Source organism: Geomonas oryzae (genome assembly GCF_004117875.1).
Classification (GTDB): domain Bacteria; phylum Desulfobacterota; class Desulfuromonadia; order Geobacterales; family Geobacteraceae; genus Geomonas; species Geomonas oryzae.
Window position 1 is genome coordinate 304703 of sequence record NZ_RAHW01000003.1, and the last position, 16544, is coordinate 321246.

The 16544-nt window shown below is 61.1% G+C and carries 14 protein-coding genes and 1 other annotated feature; of the genes, 2 read left to right on the plus strand and 12 right to left on the minus strand.

Going from position 1 to position 16544, the window contains the following annotated elements:
* Window positions 1-29 precede the first annotated feature (29 nt).
* The 4 genes from D6Z24_RS09570 to D6Z24_RS09585 form a co-directional block, all read right to left on the minus strand.
* Window positions 30-806, minus strand: a complete 777-nt coding sequence (locus D6Z24_RS09570; RefSeq protein ID WP_198419533.1) for an MlaE family ABC transporter permease — start codon at window positions 804-806, stop codon at window positions 30-32.
* Window positions 803-2353: a hypothetical protein gene (locus tag D6Z24_RS09575; protein WP_246014622.1), complete on the minus strand. Its 1551-nt coding sequence runs from the start codon at window positions 2351-2353 to the stop codon at window positions 803-805. The genes D6Z24_RS09570 and D6Z24_RS09575 overlap by 4 nt, the downstream gene beginning before the upstream one ends.
* A 273-nt stretch (window positions 2354-2626) precedes the next feature.
* A complete protein-coding gene (locus D6Z24_RS09580) occupies window positions 2627-3154 on the minus strand; it encodes a 3-isopropylmalate dehydratase small subunit (protein ID WP_129126356.1) in 528 nt (175 codons plus the stop codon).
* Window positions 3155-3222: 68 nt separating this feature from the next.
* The gene (locus D6Z24_RS09585; protein ID WP_129126357.1) at window positions 3223-4506 is read right to left on the minus strand and encodes a 3-isopropylmalate dehydratase large subunit; all 1284 of its coding nucleotides are present in this window, start codon (window positions 4504-4506) and stop codon (window positions 3223-3225) included.
* 159 nt (window positions 4507-4665) lie between these two features.
* On the opposite strand from D6Z24_RS09585, the gene D6Z24_RS09590 reads away from it, so the two are divergent.
* Both D6Z24_RS09590 and D6Z24_RS09595 read left to right on the plus strand, forming a co-directional pair.
* Window positions 4666-5694, plus strand: coding sequence for an LOG family protein (locus D6Z24_RS09590; protein ID WP_129126358.1), 1029 nt, complete (start codon window positions 4666-4668; stop codon window positions 5692-5694).
* 220 nt (window positions 5695-5914) lie between these two features.
* Window positions 5915-6118, plus strand: coding sequence for a cold-shock protein (locus D6Z24_RS09595; protein ID WP_129126359.1), 204 nt, complete (start codon window positions 5915-5917; stop codon window positions 6116-6118).
* A gap of 60 nt (window positions 6119-6178) precedes the next feature.
* On the opposite strand, the gene D6Z24_RS09600 is transcribed toward D6Z24_RS09595, so the two are convergent.
* From D6Z24_RS09600 to ilvD, 8 genes are all read right to left on the minus strand, one after another.
* On the minus strand, window positions 6179-8044 hold the full coding sequence (locus tag D6Z24_RS09600) for an MXAN_6640 family putative metalloprotease (protein WP_129126360.1): 1866 nt from the start codon (window positions 8042-8044) through the stop codon (window positions 6179-6181).
* Window positions 8044-8553 carry a hypothetical protein gene (locus D6Z24_RS09605; RefSeq protein WP_129126361.1) on the minus strand — a complete coding sequence of 170 codons (510 nt, stop codon included), beginning with the start codon at window positions 8551-8553 and terminating at the stop codon, window positions 8044-8046. Before D6Z24_RS09605 ends, D6Z24_RS09600 begins: the two co-directional genes overlap by 1 nt.
* A gap of 166 nt (window positions 8554-8719) precedes the next feature.
* Window positions 8720-10267 (minus strand): 2-isopropylmalate synthase, encoded by a 1548-nt coding sequence (locus D6Z24_RS09610; RefSeq protein WP_129126362.1) that lies wholly within the window; start codon window positions 10265-10267, stop codon window positions 8720-8722.
* A gap of 119 nt (window positions 10268-10386) precedes the next feature.
* Window positions 10387-10630: a binding site (T-box leader), on the minus strand.
* 185 nt (window positions 10631-10815) lie between these two features.
* The gene (gene pssA, locus D6Z24_RS09615; protein WP_162605113.1) at window positions 10816-11565 is read right to left on the minus strand and encodes a CDP-diacylglycerol--serine O-phosphatidyltransferase; all 750 of its coding nucleotides are present in this window, start codon (window positions 11563-11565) and stop codon (window positions 10816-10818) included.
* A 32-nt stretch (window positions 11566-11597) separates the two neighbouring features.
* Window positions 11598-12257 (minus strand): phosphatidylserine decarboxylase family protein, encoded by a 660-nt coding sequence (locus D6Z24_RS09620; protein WP_129126364.1) that lies wholly within the window; start codon window positions 12255-12257, stop codon window positions 11598-11600.
* Between the two features lie 117 nt (window positions 12258-12374).
* Complete coding sequence (gene ilvN / locus D6Z24_RS09625) at window positions 12375-12866, minus strand: acetolactate synthase small subunit (protein ID WP_129126365.1); 492 nt, start codon at window positions 12864-12866, stop codon at window positions 12375-12377.
* A gap of 24 nt (window positions 12867-12890) precedes the next feature.
* A complete protein-coding gene (gene ilvB / locus D6Z24_RS09630) occupies window positions 12891-14591 on the minus strand; it encodes a biosynthetic-type acetolactate synthase large subunit (RefSeq protein WP_129126366.1) in 1701 nt (566 codons plus the stop codon).
* Between the two features lie 159 nt (window positions 14592-14750).
* Window positions 14751-16412, minus strand: a complete 1662-nt coding sequence (gene ilvD, locus D6Z24_RS09635) for a dihydroxy-acid dehydratase (protein ID WP_129126367.1) — start codon at window positions 16410-16412, stop codon at window positions 14751-14753.
* Between the last annotated feature and the right edge of the window lie 132 nt (window positions 16413-16544).

Consider the following 16544-nt stretch of genomic DNA (forward strand, 5'->3'; position numbering starts at 1 on the left):
TCTCTACCTCCGGAACAAAGGAAAAACAGTTACATAAGGAGCCTGGTCAGGACATAGTCGGCGACCAGGATCAGCATGAAAGACAGAACTACGGACCGCGTGGTGGACTGACCGATCCCCCTGGCGCCGCCGGAAGTGGCGAAGCCTACGTAGCAGCAGACCAGGGCGATGATCGCCCCGAAGACCATGGATTTGGTGAGGCCGATGCCGATCTCCTTCATCTTCAGCGCAGCGGTCAGGCTGTCGTAGTAGGTGGCGTAGGAGACGAAGATCTGCGGATGCAGGTTGCTGATGAGCGCGCCGCCGACGATGCCGATCAGGTCGGCGTACAAAACCAGCGCCGGGACGCAGATGATGCAGGCGATGAAGCGCGGCATGGCGAGGTAGCGCACCGGGTCGATGTCGAGCGTCTTCAGCGCATCGATCTCCTCGTACACCGTCATGACGCCGAGTTCCGCGGCCATGGCGGAACCGCAGCGCCCGGCGACCAGGAAGCTCGTCATGACCGGGCCCAGTTCGCGCACCATGGAGTGACCGACGATGGCCCCGATGATGTTCTGCCCACCGTACTTCTGCAATTCGACGCCGGTCTGCAGCGCGAGCACCATCCCCACGAAGAAGGCCATCACCGACGCAACCGGCAGGGTGTCCCAGCCGATCACCGCCATCTGGGTCAGGATGCTCGGGATGTTGCGGGGCGCCTCCCGCACGAAGTAGACGATCTTCCCCTGGAGGATGGCCATCTCCCCCAGCACCTGGTGAAAGTAGAGGACCCTCTTGCCTAAGCGTTCAAAAACTTGCGTCACTTATCACCCCATTTGGGTCCGAAGGGAAGCCAGAAGAGATTCACCCCCTCCTGTCCGCCGTCGCGCTTCAGGCTGATCAGTCCCTTCAGAAGTTTCAGCTCGCGCTCCTTTGCCGTCCTGCGGTAGGAGATCAGCGGGAAGAGCTCGTAGGCGAGGTCGTCGCCGCGCCGCTCGTGCCAGAACAGGTTCCACAAAAGGCTGGAGGTGGAGTTACCCGCCTCGTCCCACCTTCTTTGATAAAGGCGCCAAAGCGGTGCCCATTCCTTTTCGATCCCTTCTTTATCGAGGATAGGCTCGAGCAGAGCGGGGAACGAGAACGAAGAGACGCCGTCGACGTTCTTGCGGTAAAGATAAAGCGGCCACAGCGTGTTCCGGCGCCGCTCGCTTCCGTCCTTGGGCCAGTACTCGCGGTTGTCGCGGTACAGGAAGAAGAGGACACGGTCCTGCTCCTGGCCGAAGATGTCGGATTTGATCTCCTCATGCTTGTAAAGCGGCCACATGTACCAGGTCTTCTCACCTTCCGGACGAGTCTCGTGCGAGTAGAACGGGAGGAAGGTGTCACCGTTTTTCTTCTCGCCGCGCACCTTGGTGACGAAAGGCCAGAAGTAATCCACTTCCTCCACCTTCTTGGCGCGGTCCTCGGTGTAGCCGAAGAAGGGCCACAGGTAGCTGCGCGAGGTCCTCTTGGGAGAGTCGGTCGAGGCATACAGAGGGAAGATGAACTTCTTCTCGGTCGGGTTGTCGGTGTTGAGCCCGGTCTTCTCGGACGTGTAAAAAGGCCAGAGCACGAAGCGCTTCTCGTACACCCCGGTCTTTTGCGACTGCCCGTAAAGCGGGAAGACGTCGAAGCCCGACTCGTTCTCGCCCGAAGTGGTTGCGAAGAAGGGCCAGAGGTAGTGCCTCGTCGTGGTCCCCTTCTTGACGGTGCTGCCGTAAAGCGGGAAAAGGACGAAGTGATACTCGTCACGCCAGAAGCGCTCGTAGATATCGCCGTAAATCGGGAACAGGGCGCGGTACGGTCCGTACTTCTCCGACTCCCCGGAGACGTAGAACGGAAACAACATGGTCGACGATTCGCGCTGCGGTTCCGCCTCCTCTTTACGGAAGGTGGAGGTCCTGAAAAGTTGCAGCACCTCTGCGTTCCCGGCCTCGGGTGTATTCTCACTCGACGCCACGGGATAGAGGTAGTACGTGGAGCTCGCCTTATCCCTGGTATTGCTGGTCCGGTAGAAAAGCGGCCTCAGGGCCAGATCGCGGTCGTCCCCGCTTTTCTGGTACTTGAAAATGGGCCCGAGAATCGAGAGGTTGCTGTAACGCTCGCGCGGGCTTTCGCGGTAGTCCACCAGGGGCCACAGGGTGAAGATGGTCCCTTCCTCCTGCTTAGCCTCCTGCTTAGCCTCCTGCTTAGCCTCCTGCTTAGCTTCCTGCTTAGCTTCCTGCTTAGCTTCCTGCTTAGCTTCCGGCTTAGCTTCCTGCTCGGCGTGCCCTGCCGCTGTGAACAACAGCAAGGCCAGCAGTGCAGTTATGGACGTGACGGAGCGTGCCATGAACCTCTTTTGATCACCTTGATTGAAGATATAGGGTCGGATAGTAACTGCTGCTATTACATGGAGTCAATCAAAATGTACTATCCAGTGCGTCACAGTAATGGCGCCGAAAGACAATTACTACATGTGACACAAGCGCTTCACATCCCTCGGCTCACCGTCAAAGTTATGCCATCTTCGTTGCAAATGTCCAGTGATGCGACAAAAAGAGCGAGGCAGGAAACTGTCTGTCTCCTGCCTCGGTAAGTCTCTCTGAATGTATATTATGCTTGATCAGTACTTGCTGTCAGCGTAGTCGACCCATCCGCCGGCGAGAACGAGTGCCTTGTCAAAGGGAGAGATCTCGAACTGCATCGACTCCTCACGCCCCCCCCCTTTGATAGTGAGGGTCGTGTTGGCAACGTCCACCTCAATGGTGGCGTCTGCGGCATCGGCGAAGGTGAAGAGGCGGTCGATCTGCGCCGGCGCAAGCTCGATGGCGGCCATACCGCAGTTGAACATGTTCTGGCGGAAGATCCTGGCGAAGGACTCGGCGATGACCACATGGATGCCGTTCACCTCGAAAACCCACGGTGCATGTTCGCGGGAGGAGCCGCAACCGAAGTTGGCGCGGGTTACCACGGCGCCGGCGCCGTAGGTCTTCTCGCTCTTCGGGTCGAAGCCGGGAAGTTTCAGGTCCTCGAGGAGGTAAGGCTTCAGGTCCTCCTTGGTGATCTCGGTGAGGTACTTGGCCGGGATGATTTCATCGGTATTTATGTCGCTGCGGTCCAGGAAGAGGGCCGGGCCACCAAATTTTTTCATGTCAGTCTCCTGTAAGCGGGCACACCCCGCGATTCGTTGTCAATTGTCAATTGCCAATCGTCAATTGATTACAGATACTTGCGCGGGTCGGCAAGCTTCCCTTCGATGGCGGAGGCGGCGGCGGTAGCCGGCGAAAGCAGGTGCACCATGCCCCCCTTCCCCATCCTCCCCATGAAGTTGCGGTTCGTGGTGGAAGCGCAGACCTCGCCCTCGGCGAGAACGCCGTTGCTCATGCCGAGGCAGGCGCCGCAGGTCGGGTTGGTGACGCAGAAGCCGGCGTCCATGAAGATCTGGATCAGCCCCTCGGCGACCGCTTCCTTGTAGATCTGCGGGGTAGCCGGGGAAAGGATGCCGCGCACCGTCGGGGCGATCTTCTTCCCCTTGAGGATCTGGGCGGCAACCCTTAGGTCCTCGATGCGGCCGTTGGTGCAGGAACCGACGTAAACCTGGTCCACCGGGGTCCCGGCCATCTCTTCGATGCTCTTCACCTGGTCCGGCTTGTAGCCGAAGGTGCAGAGCGGGGTGAGATTGGAAAGGTCGAGATCGATGACCTTGTCGTACTCGGCATCGGCGTCGGAAGCCCACTTGGCGTACTCGGCGACGGCCGCTTCCTTGGAGGCGAAGGAGTCGGAGATGAAAGGCCAGAGGTAGTCCACGGTGACGCGGTCCGGTGCGCAGATGCCGGAGGTACCGCCCGCCTCGATGGCCATGTTGCACAGGGTCATCCTGGATTCCATGGTCATGGCGTCGACGATCGGGCCGCCGAACTCGATGACGCGGTCGGTGGCGCCGTTAACGGTCAGCTCGCTGATGACGCGCAGGATGGCGTCCTTAGCGTAGACCCCCTTGGGGAGGGTGCCGTTCAGGTTGATCCTGATGGTCTTCGGCTCGCGGAAGGCACAGACCCCTTTCAGGATGCCGACTTCGAGGTCGGTGGTGCCGACCCCGGCCGCGAAGGCGCCGAAAGCTCCGTGGGTGCAGGTGTGGGAGTCACCCATGATGACGGTGTTGCCGGGGCGGATGAACCCTTTTTCCGGGAAGATGGCGTGGCAGACGCCGTTGGCTCCGATATCGAAGAAGTCCTTGATCTCATGGCGACGCGCCCAGTCCCTGAGCATCTTCGCCTGGGTGGCGGTCTTGGAGTCCTTGCTCGGGGTGACGTGATCGATGACCGCCTTGATCTTCGTCTTGTCGAAGACCCGGTCCTTGCCGCGCGCCATGAGGTCGGCGATGGCGATCGGGGTGGTGATTTCGTGGCACATCACCACGTCGATGCCGAGCACTTTGGTTCCTGCAAAAGGCTCATCAACCAGATGGGCCGCGAATATCTTTTGAGCCGTTGTCATACCCATAAATAGCGCTTCCTTTTGAGTTTGAAGTGTTTTTCCCAGTCGCCAAGATAATAAAATAAGAGCAACAAATCAAACTAATAATTGTTCAATGTTATTAAACATTTGCCTGCTCGTACAGCCATGCTATAATACCCCCCTCAATTCAATAGGGAGCCCCGTATGCAACTTCGTTTCAACAGGACAAACAGCGAAATCGACAAGATGATTGATGATCTGATGGAAAAGGCGGGCGGGGTACACCACCCCGAGCAGACGCGCGAGATGATCATCGCCGCGCTCAAAGCGGGACAGGACACCAGCTACCTCGCGGACCTAAAGCTATTGAGCAACACCATGAAGGAGATGCGTTACACGACGACGGTCTTCGCACCCTACCGGCAGAAGAAGAAGGTGACCATCTTCGGCTCGGCCAGAACGCTCCCCGAAGAGGAGATGTACAAAAAGTGCATCAGCTTCAGCCGTCTGCTGGCGGACAAGGGGTACATGATCATCACCGGCGGCGGTGGCGGCATCATGCAGGCCGGCAACGAGGGAGCGGGAAGCGAGTGCTCCTTCGCGGCGAACATCAAGCTCCCCTTCGAGCAGAGCGCCAATCCGATCATGCTGAAAAACCCCAGGCTCATCACCTACAAATACTTCTTCAACCGCAAGGTCGCCTTCGTGAAGGAGTCCGACGCGATCGCGGTGTTCCCGGGCGGGTTCGGCACGCTGGACGAGGCGATGGAGGTCTTCACCCTGGTACAGACCGGCAAGACCTCCCCCAAACCGCTGGTTCTGGTCGACGACGAGGAGGGGTACTGGGAGCACTTCTTCCGGTTCATCAAGGAAAGGCTGCTGGTCAAGGGGTTCATCTCCGCCGAGGACTTCTCCATCTTCACCATCACGAAGAGCTATGAAGAAGCGGTCCAGGTCATCGACGAGTTCTATACCAACTATCATTCTATTCGTTTCGTGAACGGCGAGCTCATTATCCGTCTGACCAAGGTCCTCACCCCCGAACAGATCGAGATGTTGGAGAACGAATTCCCCGAATTGAGGTTAGACGAAAGCCGCATCGAGCTCATTAGCGCTCGCCCGGAGGAGGCCGACGAGCCGGACCTGCTCGAGCTGCCGAGGATCGCCTTCCGATTCCACCACCAGCACTACGGTCTGCTGATCGCCTTCATTAGGCGCTTGAACACCTTTTAGTCGGGCAAATAAGAAACAATTGTTTTGAAATATTTGCTTGACAAGGTTATTACACGATGTTAATTTTTATCCCAGCAGCTAGTTCTGGAAGTTTGCCGCGCCGAAAAGCCAAAGGGTTATCAACACTTTGTGCCATTTCCAGCCAAAGAACCTTCCGGAAATTGCAGCATCAAACGTAGATCCGGCAGAGACCCGGAGGTTAGAAAAAGGAGGCAGGAAAATGGCACAGGGCAAGGTTAAATGGTTCAACGACGCGAAAGGGTTCGGTTTCATCGAGCAGGAGAACGGCGAGGACGTATTCGTGCACTTCTCTGCCATCACCGGGGAAGGCTTCAAATCCCTGGCTGAGGGGGAGGCGGTCTCCTTCGACGTGACCAACGGGCCGAAAGGTCTGCAGGCTGCAAACGTTAAGAAGCTGGGCTAAGGCTTAAAGCATCGAACGTAGAAGGCCCCGCCGGGATTCCGGCGGGGCCTTTTTTTATTCCTATTCCTGGGCGGCGAGTTCCCGCGCCCTCACCTTCAGAAGCAGCACGCCTCTCCGCACCATGGCGCCCGCCAGGAACAGCAGGAGCACCAGCGCCGCCACCGGATGCTCGACGGCGAAGATCAGCGGGAGCAGCATCACGCGCACGCCGCTCTTCATCCATTCATGGCCGGCGATCACATCGGCGATCGGCGGACTCAAACGGTAGTAAGCCGAGACGAAGAGCCTGCCCGGCGCGTTGGTCATGAGCCAGTTGTCGCGGAAAGCCCGCAACTCGGCGACCTTGGGATGGAGGTAACTGCCGTAGGCCGCCGTCGCGATGAAGCACCCTCCCCCTCCGCCGCCACCGCCACCGCCGCTTTGCGCCGGGATGGCGAGACGGTTGGCATCAAGCACCAGACCGTCGTTGCCGAGCCCGGTACCGTCGTTGACAGTGACGTTGTCGGCCGGGAAAGCCGGGGAGACCACCACCGGATCGCTCAGGTCGCCGTTGCCGTTGTTGCAGGCGATCAGATAAACGACGTCACCCGCCTCGAAAAGGGGAACCGTTATGCTCTGGGACGAGGCGTTGTAGGGATACTCGGTGACGCCCGAGGTGCCGACCTTTTCCGCGGCCACCACCAGCGAGGCGGGCAGGCTCGCGAAGGTGATCTTCAGGGTGCCGCCGGGGTTTGCCGGCAGGTACTTGTAGACCTGGAAGGTGTACGGGGTCGGCAAGGATATGGCGGGCGCGGGTATGGTGCCGTCGACCGTGTTGGTCTGGGCCGGCGGGACCGTCGGGATAAGCTGCACATCGATCAGGTGGCTTGCCCAGTCGTGCATGAGCATCCGCTTCGCGAAGCCGAAGAAGTTGTTGCCGATGTTCCCCTGAAGGGCGGTATCAAGCGACGGGATGAAGGGTATCTCCACGCCGAGATCGGGCGAACTCGTGTTGCTCGGCTTGGGCTGCGCCGCGAGATCGGTCCAGACCGCCCTGATCACGGTGCGGCTTTGCTGCAGTTCGGTGAGGTAACGGTTGAAGATCCAGCGCCCGTACTCGGTGCCGTTGCCGACTCCGGCGTTGACCGCCACGGTTCCCACGCTCGACATATAGGCCCAAAGGTAGTCGTAGAGCTGGTTGCCGGAATCGTACACCTCGTCCTCCATCCACGTGGAGGTCATTTCGGCGAACGCGGTATCGAAATAGGCGTTGTACCCGAACTGGATCGCGTGGTGGAACTCGTGGGCCGCGGTGATCCTGAGACTCGTGATCGGGGTGTAGGGACTGAATATGGGAGAAGCGAAGGAGCGGTCTATCTGGATCCAGCTCGAATAGGAGACCGAGCTGCCGGCCACCGGCGTCGAGTCGTTCTGGGTGTAGCCGTAGACCCCGTCAGTGGCCAGGTCCTGCAGGTAGACATCGTAACTCGCGTCGGGGGGGGCATGGTACCCCATCTTCTCCACTTCGACGCTGTAGACGTACTCGAAAACACCGGCAACGGTCTCGACCCAGTCGGGCACGCCGTTGCCGTTGTTGTCGGTGGTGTCGACGGCGTCGCCGCCGCTCGTCGTGTAGTGGATGGTGAAGTGACCGCCGACCGGGGTGCAGGTCTTCTCCTTGCTGAGCGAGGGGCGCGCGAGGTATTTGGCCAGCACCTTCTGGGTGGGGGCCTCGAGGCGGCTCCAGTCCTTTTTCAGCTGCCTGAAGAACCCGGTACGGCACCTTTCGGCGTGCGTCGTCTGGGACTGGACCGAACTCAGCGCCTTGGCGACTCCCGCCTCGTGGCCGAACCTGGCAAGGTAATAGTCGTCGAGGGCCGCCGCCGAAGCTAAGGCCGGAAAGAGCAGTGCTGCGCAGAGCGCAGATGCGAAGAGTCTGTTTGCCACTAATCCACCATCCTTTTGCCCACGCGAAGCGGGACCAGTTTTGTTGCGCCCACCTCAACCTTCACCTCGACTCCCTGGTTGCCGACCCGGTAGGTGCCGCCCGGGAGCACCGCCACGAAGAAGCCGTTGCCGTCGGTGTCAACCGTCGTCACCTGCTTGTCCCCGGCAGCGATGGGGACGGAAAGCAGCGGCACCGCATGATAGCCGGCGGCGGGGCGCAGCTTTCCGCCGTACGACTGCACGAAGCAGATCCCCGCGATCGCCCCGGTACCTTCCGTAAGCGCGACCTCACGGATCCTCTCCTCGTTGGTCTCCACGACGGGACGGAACCCGGGGCGCACCGCCACGAAGGGGACGAAAGGCTCTCCCGGCTTACCGGCGACGAACCCCTTCCCGTCGAAATGGAGGTAGGACCAGAGTTCGGAAGGGCGCTTGGCGAAGGCATGCGCAGTCAAAGCGGTTAGGGCTACTGTCAAAGCAACAAGAGCTAGGCGTTTGAGACCGTGCATGTAATCACCTGGATACTGATCGGATGGGAAGCGAAAAACATGAAGGGAAATGCCGATAGCATTACACGAGGCGGCAGCAGAATTACAGTAAAAAAAAGTAAAGACAGGAAAAGGAAGCCAGGCGGCTTCCTTTTCCTTGCTGCGGTTAAGAGTGTGTTGCGGAGAACTAGAGTGACTCTATGTCGCGCTCGGTGGAGAAATAGAGCCGGTTCAGCGCGTCGATGTACGCCTTTGCCGAAGCCTCGATGATGTCGGTGGAGGAACCGCGCCCGACGACCGGGTTGCGCTCCCCTTCGGTGATGCGGACGGTGACCTCGCCGAGCGCGTCGGTGCCGCCGGTGATCGAGCCAACGTTGTACTGCAAGAGCTGCGCGTCACGCTTGGCGAGCTTCTTGATCGCCTTAAGCGTCGCGTCGACCGGGCCGTCGCCGAGCTCGGCCGTTCTCACCTGCATGCCGTCGATCTCCATCTGGACCGTCGCCGTGGCGACGGCGAAGGAACCGCAGGTGACGGTGATGTGGGAGAGCTTGTACTTCTCGTCGATCTTCTTCGCCTGGTCGGCGACGATGGTTTCCAGATCCTCGTCGAAGACCTCCTTCTTCAGGTCGGCGAGCGCCTTGAACCTGGTGAACGCCTTGTTCAGCGCGTCTTCGTCCAGCTCGTGCCCGAGTTCCTCGAGCCTCTTCTTGAAGGCGTGGCGCCCGGAGTGCTTGCCGAGAACGAGAGCGCTTGCCTTGAGACCTACCGACTCCGGGGTCATGATCTCGTAGGTCGACTTGTCCATCAGCATGCCGTGCTGGTGGATCCCCGCCTCGTGGGCGAAGGCGTTCGCGCCTACGATGGCCTTGTTCTGCTGCACCGCGATGCCGGTCACCTGGGTGAGCAGGCGGGAGGCCGGGGTGAGCTGCTCGGTGACCACGTTGGTCTTGAAGGGGAGGATGTCGCCGCGGGTTCTGATCGCCATGACGAACTCCTCGAGCGAGCAGTTGCCGGCGCGCTCGCCGATGCCGTTGATGGTGCACTCGACCTGTCCCGCGCCCGCCTGCACCGCGGCGATGGAGTTCGCGACGGAAAGGCCAAGGTCGTTATGGCAGTGCACCGAGATGACCGCATCGTCGATGTTCTTAACGTTGTCCTTCAGGTACTTGATGATGTTGAAGTACTCGAAGGGGATGGTGTAGCCGACCGTGTCCGGGATGTTGACCGTGGTGGCGCCTGCGTCGATGACCGCGCCCACGACCTCGGCGAGGAATTTGAGGTCGGTGCGCACCGCGTCCTCACAGGAGAACTCGACGTTGGCGGTGTAGGACCGCGCCCTCTTCACCCCCTTGACCGCCGCGTCCAGCACCTGGGCCGGGGTCATCTGCAGCTTGTACTTCATGTGGATGTCGGAGGTGGCGATGAAGGTGTGGATGCGACCCTTCTCTTCGGCGTACTTGAGAGCCTCCCAGGCGCGGTCGATGTCCTTGAAACCGGCGCGGCAAAGGCCGGCGATCTCCGGCCCCTTGATGGTCTGGGCCACCTTTTGCACCGCCTCAAAATCCCCCTCCGAGGCGATCGGGAAACCCGCCTCGATGACGTCGACGTTCAGTTTCTGAAGCTGCCTGGCGAGGCGGAGTTTCTCCTCGATGTTCATGCTGGCGCCCGGGGACTGCTCCCCGTCTCTGAGTGTCGTGTCAAAGATCTTGATGGTCTTCGGTTCCGTGTTGTTCACTTGCGCTCCCCCTCTTAGTGGTTGTGCTGCCTCGTTAGCCTGCCCTCCCCTGCCTGCTTGATCAGGTCAGACACGGTGGCAAAAACCGACAGGCCGAAAATAAAAAAGCCTCCGCCCCAGTAAGGGGCGAAGGCTCTAAAAAGCTTCCGCGGTACCACCCTCATTCATCCGCCCTGCGGCGGACCTCGTTGTCCCCTTTACGCGGGGTATCGGCCATGGCTAGGAGCGCCTCGTTCTAGTAGAACGGGTGTTCTTCACCATGACGGCTCGAAGGCGAGTTCACCTGCTTCCTCACCGGTTTGCACCAACCACCGGCTCTCTGTAGGGGAAGGAGAGGCTACTACTCCTCGTCATTGCCTTTACTTTTCGGGAGATAATAGAAAACGCTCGACCCCCTGTCAAGCCTTTTTGTTTTATTTTCCGACACCGCCCAACTAAAACGGCGTTGCCCCAAAGGACAACGCCGTGTTTTTCGTTCGGGCCGCCGAGGCACCGATGCGTCCCATCGTGATCAACGTAGAACGCAGAACGTAGAACGTAGAACGGGTTTAGAGGTTCTTCTTCCCCTCGTGGACCCGGTGCATGGCGCGCTCCAGCCTGCGCCTGCGCGGGTAACCGAGCACGAAACCGATCGGGCCGGAGAGGATGTAGCAGATGAAGATGGTGAAGAGCATCACCACCGGCTCAGCCGCAATCACGATGAGGAGCAGCACCGCGAGCACCAGGATGGCGAAGGGCTGCCTCTTGATCAGGCTCGGGTCCTTGAACGAGTAGTATTTGACGTTCGAGACCATGAGGAGCGCGAGGAAGTAGATGAGCACCAGGATGGCGAGCTTGTTGTACGAGGCGGGCCAACCCATGTGGTAGAAGAAGAGCACCGTCGCGGATACCATGCTCGCGGCGGCCGGGGTCGGCAGTCCCACGAAACGCTTGCTCTCGACCGTCTCCACCTGGACGTTGAAGCGGGCAAGCCTCAAAGCCGCGCAGGCGAGGAAGAGGAAACCGGCGAGCCAGCCCAGGCGCCCGAAGGGCTTCAAAGCCCAGCAGTACATGAGAAGCCCGGGCGCTGCGCCGAAGGAGACCACGTCGGCAAGCGAGTCGAACTCCACGCCGAACTTGCTCGCGGTCCCGGTGAGGCGGGCCACCTTGCCGTCCAGGCCGTCGAAGATCGAGGAGGCGAGGATCCAGAGGGCGGCGGTGCGGTAGTCGCCGTTCACGGTGGAAACCATGCAGTAAAAGCCGGCGAAGAGGCTCCCGGCGGTGAACAGGTTGGGAAGGACGTAGATCCCCTTGCGCATCCCTTCCCTTTCTACTTTTGGTTTCTCTTCACTCACGGCAGTATCCCCAGTACGGTCGCACCGGCGACCGTTTTCTGTCCCATGACCACGTCGATCTTCGTGCCGAGCGGCAGGTAAACGTCGAGCCTGGAACCGAAACGGATCAGGCCGTACCTGCGACCGCGGGTCAGCTGGTCCCCCGGCTTCGCGTAGCAGACGATGCGGCGCGCGATGAGACCTGCCACCTGCACCACCACCATCTTGAGCCCGGAGGCGGTCTCGAGTACGAGCCCCTGCTGTTCGTTCTCGAAGCTCGCGCGCTCGTCGCGCACGTCGTAGAACTTACCCTTGTTGTAGAAGCCGTCCACCACCTTCGCGGTCAGCGGCGCGCGGTTCACGTGGACGTTGAAGACGGACATGAAGATGCTGATCTTTTCCATCTCGGTCGAGGTGTGCGGTTCGATCACCTTGCCTAAGAAGATCACCTCGCCGTCGGCCGGGGCGATGACCTTGTCCTCGCCGGCGGGGGTGGCACGTTCGGGGTTTCTGAAGAAGAAGACGGAGAACAGGGCGAGCAGCGCGAAGAGGGCTGCCGGGAAGAAGAAGCCGCAGTGCAGGAACTGCCCCATGACCGCGAAGACCGCGGCCACAGCGGCGAAGCCTGCTATGAACGGGTACCCCTCGACGGCGATCGGGGTATTGGTATTGCGCATCTAGTACCTCTGGTTGAGTGATTGTCGCGGACAACAAAAAGGCCGTTTCCGGGCCTTCCGCGCAGCAAAGCGGGAGTATAGCCCGAAAACGGCCCATCATGCAATGAAAAGAAGCTATTACCCCTTCCACCCCTTGGCGCCGCGACCGATGACCACGGGGCCGGTGCTGACCAGTTCCTTGAGCCCCAAGGGGCGCAGGAGCTCGATCATGGCCCCCACCTTGGCGGGGGTGCCGGTTGCCTCGAGCGTGTAGGACTTGGGGGTCACGTCGATCACCTTGGCGCGGAAGATGTCCGCGATCCTCAAGACCTCGGCGCGGCTTTGATCCTCGGCGGCGACCTTCACGAGCACCATCTCGCGCTCGATGGCGTTCTCCGCCTCGAAATCGATGACCTTGATCACGTCGATCAGCTTGTTGAGCTGCTTGGTGATCTGCTCGATGATCTGTTCGTCACCGCGGGTGACCAGGGTGATGCGGGAAAGCGCCTCGTCGTTCGTGGGCGCCACGGTAAGCGAGTCTATGTTGAAGCCGCGGCCGGAAAAGAGACCGACCACGCGGGAGAGAACGCCGAATTCGTTCTCCACGAGCACAGCTATCGTATGTTTCATCGTATCCTCCATGGGCATGGGCAGTTAGCTAGCAAGAACCATCTCGGTCAGCGAAGCGCCGGCCGGGACCATCGGGAGCACCTTTTCCTCGCGTGCGACCTTGAACTCCATCAGTACGGGTCCCTTGATGGAGAACCCTTTCTTGATGACCTCGTCCACCTCGTCCACCTTGGTCGCCTGCAGACCGGTGGCGCCGAAGGCCTCGGCGAGCTTGATGAAGTCGATGGGAAGTTCCATGCAGGTCGAGGAGTAGCGCTTGTCGAAGAAGAGCTCCTGCCACTGGCGTACCATGCCCAGGAAGTTGTTGTTCAGGATGACGATCTTTACGTTGAGACGGTTCTGCACGATGGTGGCGAGTTCCTGCATGTTCATCTGGAAGCCGCCGTCGCCGCAGATCACCATGACCTGACGGTCCGGGAAGCCTGCCTGCGCTCCCATGGCCGCCGGAAGGCCGAAGCCCATGGTGCCGAGGCCGCCGGAGGAAAGAAGCGTCCTCGGTGCGGTGAAGCCGAAGAACTGCGCCGTCCACATCTGGTGCTGGCCGACATCCGTGGCCACGATGGCGTCCGGGTCGGAGAGCGCCCGCAGCCTCTGGATCACGTACTGCGGTTTGATGGTGGAGGTGGCCTGTTTGTAGGCCATCGGGTGCTTCTCCTTCCAGCCGTCGATCTCGGCGGTCCAGGAGGCGAGCGCCTGACGGCACCCCTCCGCGTCCGGACCGATCTCGTCCACGATCTTCAGCATCTTCACGAGGACGTCGCGCACGTCACCCACGATCGGGAGGTCGACGCGCACGTTTTTCTTGATCGAGGTGGGATCGACGTCGACGTGAACGATCTTCGCATGCGGCGCGAAGGAGGCGATCTTGCCGGTGACGCGGTCATCGAAGCGGGCCCCGATGGCGATCAGCATGTCGCAGTTGGAAACCGCCATGTTGGCGTAGTAGGTGCCGTGCATGCCGAGAAGCCCCAAGGACAGCGAGTCGTTCTCCGGGAACGAGCCAAGCCCCATGAGGGTGGTGGTGACGGGAATCCCGAGGCGCTTGGCGAGCGCCACCAGTTCCGCCGAGGCGTTGCCGAGTATGACGCCGCCGCCGACGTAGATCACCGGCTTCTTCGCCTGCATGATCGCGGCAACCGCCTTTTCGATCTGTTTCGGGTGCCCCTCGACGGTCGGCTTGTAGCCGCGGATTTCCACGGTCTCGGGGTACTTGAACTCGGTCTGGGCGATCTGGACGTCCTTCGGGAGGTCGACCACGACCGGGCCGGGGCGGCCGGTGCGGGCGATGTAGAAGGCCTTCTTCATGATGGTCGCGAGATCCTTCACGTCCTTCACGAGGAAGTTGTGCTTGGTGCAGGGGCGGGTGATGCCGATGATGTCCGCTTCCTGGAAGGCGTCGTTGCCGATGAGTGCGGTGGGCACCTGGCCGGTGATGATCACCATCGGGATGGAGTCCATGTAGGCGGTGGCGATGCCGGTGATGGTGTTGGTGGCGCCGGGTCCCGAGGTGGCGATGGCTACACCCACCTTGCCGGTGGCGCGGGCGTAGCCGTCGGCGGCGTGGACGCCGGCCTGCTCGTGCCTCGGCAGGATGTGCCTGATCTCCTTGAACGAGAAGAGCTCGTCGTAGAGGTTGATGACCGTCCCGCCGGGATAGCCGAAGATCGTGTCGACCCCCTCCCGCTTGAGACACTCCAATAAAATACGTGCACCGTTCAGCTTCATGCGATGTCCCCCTTGCCGCGGCAGTTCGCCTGCCTGCGTATTGATCGATCCCACGCTTGGTAAGCACGGAATCACTAGTAATGAGTTTCCCCTGGGGCCGATCCTTCCCGGTGAGGAAAGGACCTGCCCCTGCCCCTTGTGGTAAAGGGGGTCGAGGTTTTATTCAGCGGTGGTGATGGCGCCGGTATGGGCCGAGGTGACCACCTTCGCATAGCGGGCGAGCCAACCCTTCTTGATCTTCGGCTCCGGGGCGACCCAGCGGGCGCGCCTTGACGCCAGTTCCTCATCGCTCACGAGGAGCTTCAGGGAACGGGACGGAATGTCGAGTTCGATCTTGTCGCCGTCTTCAACGAGGGCGATCGGGCCGCCCACCGCGGCTTCCGGCGAGATGTGGCCGATGCAGGGGCCGCGGGTGCCGCCGGAGAAGCGGCCGTCGGTGATGAGGGCCACGGAATCGCCGAGGCCGAGCCCCATGATGGCGGCGGTCGGCGCGAGCATCTCGCGCATCCCCGGGCCGCCCTTCGGCCCCTCGTAGCGGATCACCACCACGTCGCCGCTCTTCACGCGTCCTTCCATGATGGCGGCCATGGCGAGGTCCTCGGAGTCGAAGCAGCGCGCGGAGCCGGTGAACTGCATCATCTTTTCACCCACGCCGGACTGCTTGACCACGGCCCCCTCGGGCGCGATGTTGCCGAAGAGGATCGCAATCCCCCCTTCCTTCTTGACCGGCGCGTCGACCGGGCGGATCACGCTGTCATCAACCGCTTTAAGGCTCGCGACGATCTCTTTCGTGGAGAGCCCCATGAGGGTCGGGCAGTCGTGGATCTTGTCGCCCAGCTGTTTCATGACCCCGGCAACGCCGCCGGCTGCGTCCAGGTCCTCCATGAAGTGTTCGCCCGCCGGGTTCATCGAGGCGATCTGCGGCGTCGTCTTGGAGAGGATGTCGAAGGTGTTGAGCGGCAGTTCGACACCCGCCTCGTGGGCGATGGCGAGCAGGTGCAGCACGGTGTTCGACGAGCCGCCGAGCGCCAGGTCGACGCGGATCGCGTTCTCGAACGCCTCGCGGGTCAGGATGGAGCGCGGGGTGACGTTCTCGCGCACGAGGTCGACGATGCGCTCGCCCGAGGCGAAGGCGATGCGGCGCTTGAGAGCGGAGACGGCAAGTGCGGTGCCGCAGCGCGGCAGGCTCATCCCCATGGTCTCGGTGAGGATCGCCATGGTGTTCGCGGTGAAGAGCCCCTGGCAGGACCCCATGCCGGGGCAGGCGTTCTCCTCGCAGCGGGCGAGCTCCTGGTCGTCGATGACGCCGGCCTTGTAGCGTGCCATCGCCTCGAAGGTGTCGGTGACGAAGGAGTACTTCCTCCCCGCGTCGCCGCGGCCGCTCATCATGGGCCCCGCGGTGACCACGATGCAGGGGATGTCGAGACGGGCCGCCGCCATGAGCATGCCCGGGGTGATCTTGTCGCAGTTGGTCAAAAGCACGAGGCCGTCCAGGCGGTGCGCCTCGGCCACCGACTCCACCATGTCCGCGATGAGCTCGCGGGTCGGGAGCGAATAGTGCATCCCCTTGTGCCCCATGGAGATGCCGTCGCAGACGCCGGGGATGCCGAAGAAGAAGGAGTAGCCGCCGCCGGTGTGCACCCCCTTCTCGATGAAGCGCTCAAGATCGCGCATCCCGACGTGACCGGGGATGAGATCGGTGAAGCTGGTGGCGATGCCGATGAACGGTTTCCCCATCTCGCTCTGCGGGAGGCCGGTTCCTTTCAAAAGGGCGCGGTGCGGGGTGCGCTCCAGCCCTTGGGTGATCATGTCGCTACGCATGCAGTTCTCCCATGACGCCGGCGGCACCCCGTTCGAGGAGGCCAAACCGGCAGTTGATATTGCCAAAAACTTTGTAGTTGAGAACAGTTACCGAGAATTGGTAGGAAGGGTCAACATAATACATTAAAACGG

Excerpts from the sequence above, each read along its gene's own strand:
- D6Z24_RS09575 (WP_246014622.1), bottom strand. The coding sequence starts at position 2,353 with ATGGCACGCTCCGTCACGTCCATAACTGCACTGCTGGCCTTGCTGTTG.
- D6Z24_RS09580 (WP_129126356.1), bottom strand. The coding sequence starts at position 3,154 with ATGAAAAAATTTGGTGGCCCGGCCCTCTTCCTGGACCGCAGCGACATA.
- D6Z24_RS09585 (WP_129126357.1), bottom strand. The coding sequence starts at position 4,506 with ATGGGTATGACAACGGCTCAAAAGATATTCGCGGCCCATCTGGTTGAT.
- D6Z24_RS09590 (WP_129126358.1), top strand. The coding sequence starts at position 4,666 with ATGCAACTTCGTTTCAACAGGACAAACAGCGAAATCGACAAGATGATT.
- D6Z24_RS09595 (WP_129126359.1), top strand. The coding sequence starts at position 5,915 with ATGGCACAGGGCAAGGTTAAATGGTTCAACGACGCGAAAGGGTTCGGT.
- D6Z24_RS09605 (WP_129126361.1), bottom strand. The coding sequence starts at position 8,553 with ATGCACGGTCTCAAACGCCTAGCTCTTGTTGCTTTGACAGTAGCCCTA.
- pssA (WP_162605113.1), bottom strand. The coding sequence starts at position 11,565 with ATGCGCAAGGGGATCTACGTCCTTCCCAACCTGTTCACCGCCGGGAGC.
- D6Z24_RS09620 (WP_129126364.1), bottom strand. The coding sequence starts at position 12,257 with ATGCGCAATACCAATACCCCGATCGCCGTCGAGGGGTACCCGTTCATA.
- ilvN (WP_129126365.1), bottom strand. The coding sequence starts at position 12,866 with ATGAAACATACGATAGCTGTGCTCGTGGAGAACGAATTCGGCGTTCTC.
- ilvB (WP_129126366.1), bottom strand. The coding sequence starts at position 14,591 with ATGAAGCTGAACGGTGCACGTATTTTATTGGAGTGTCTCAAGCGGGAG.
- ilvD (WP_129126367.1), bottom strand. The coding sequence starts at position 16,412 with ATGCGTAGCGACATGATCACCCAAGGGCTGGAGCGCACCCCGCACCGC.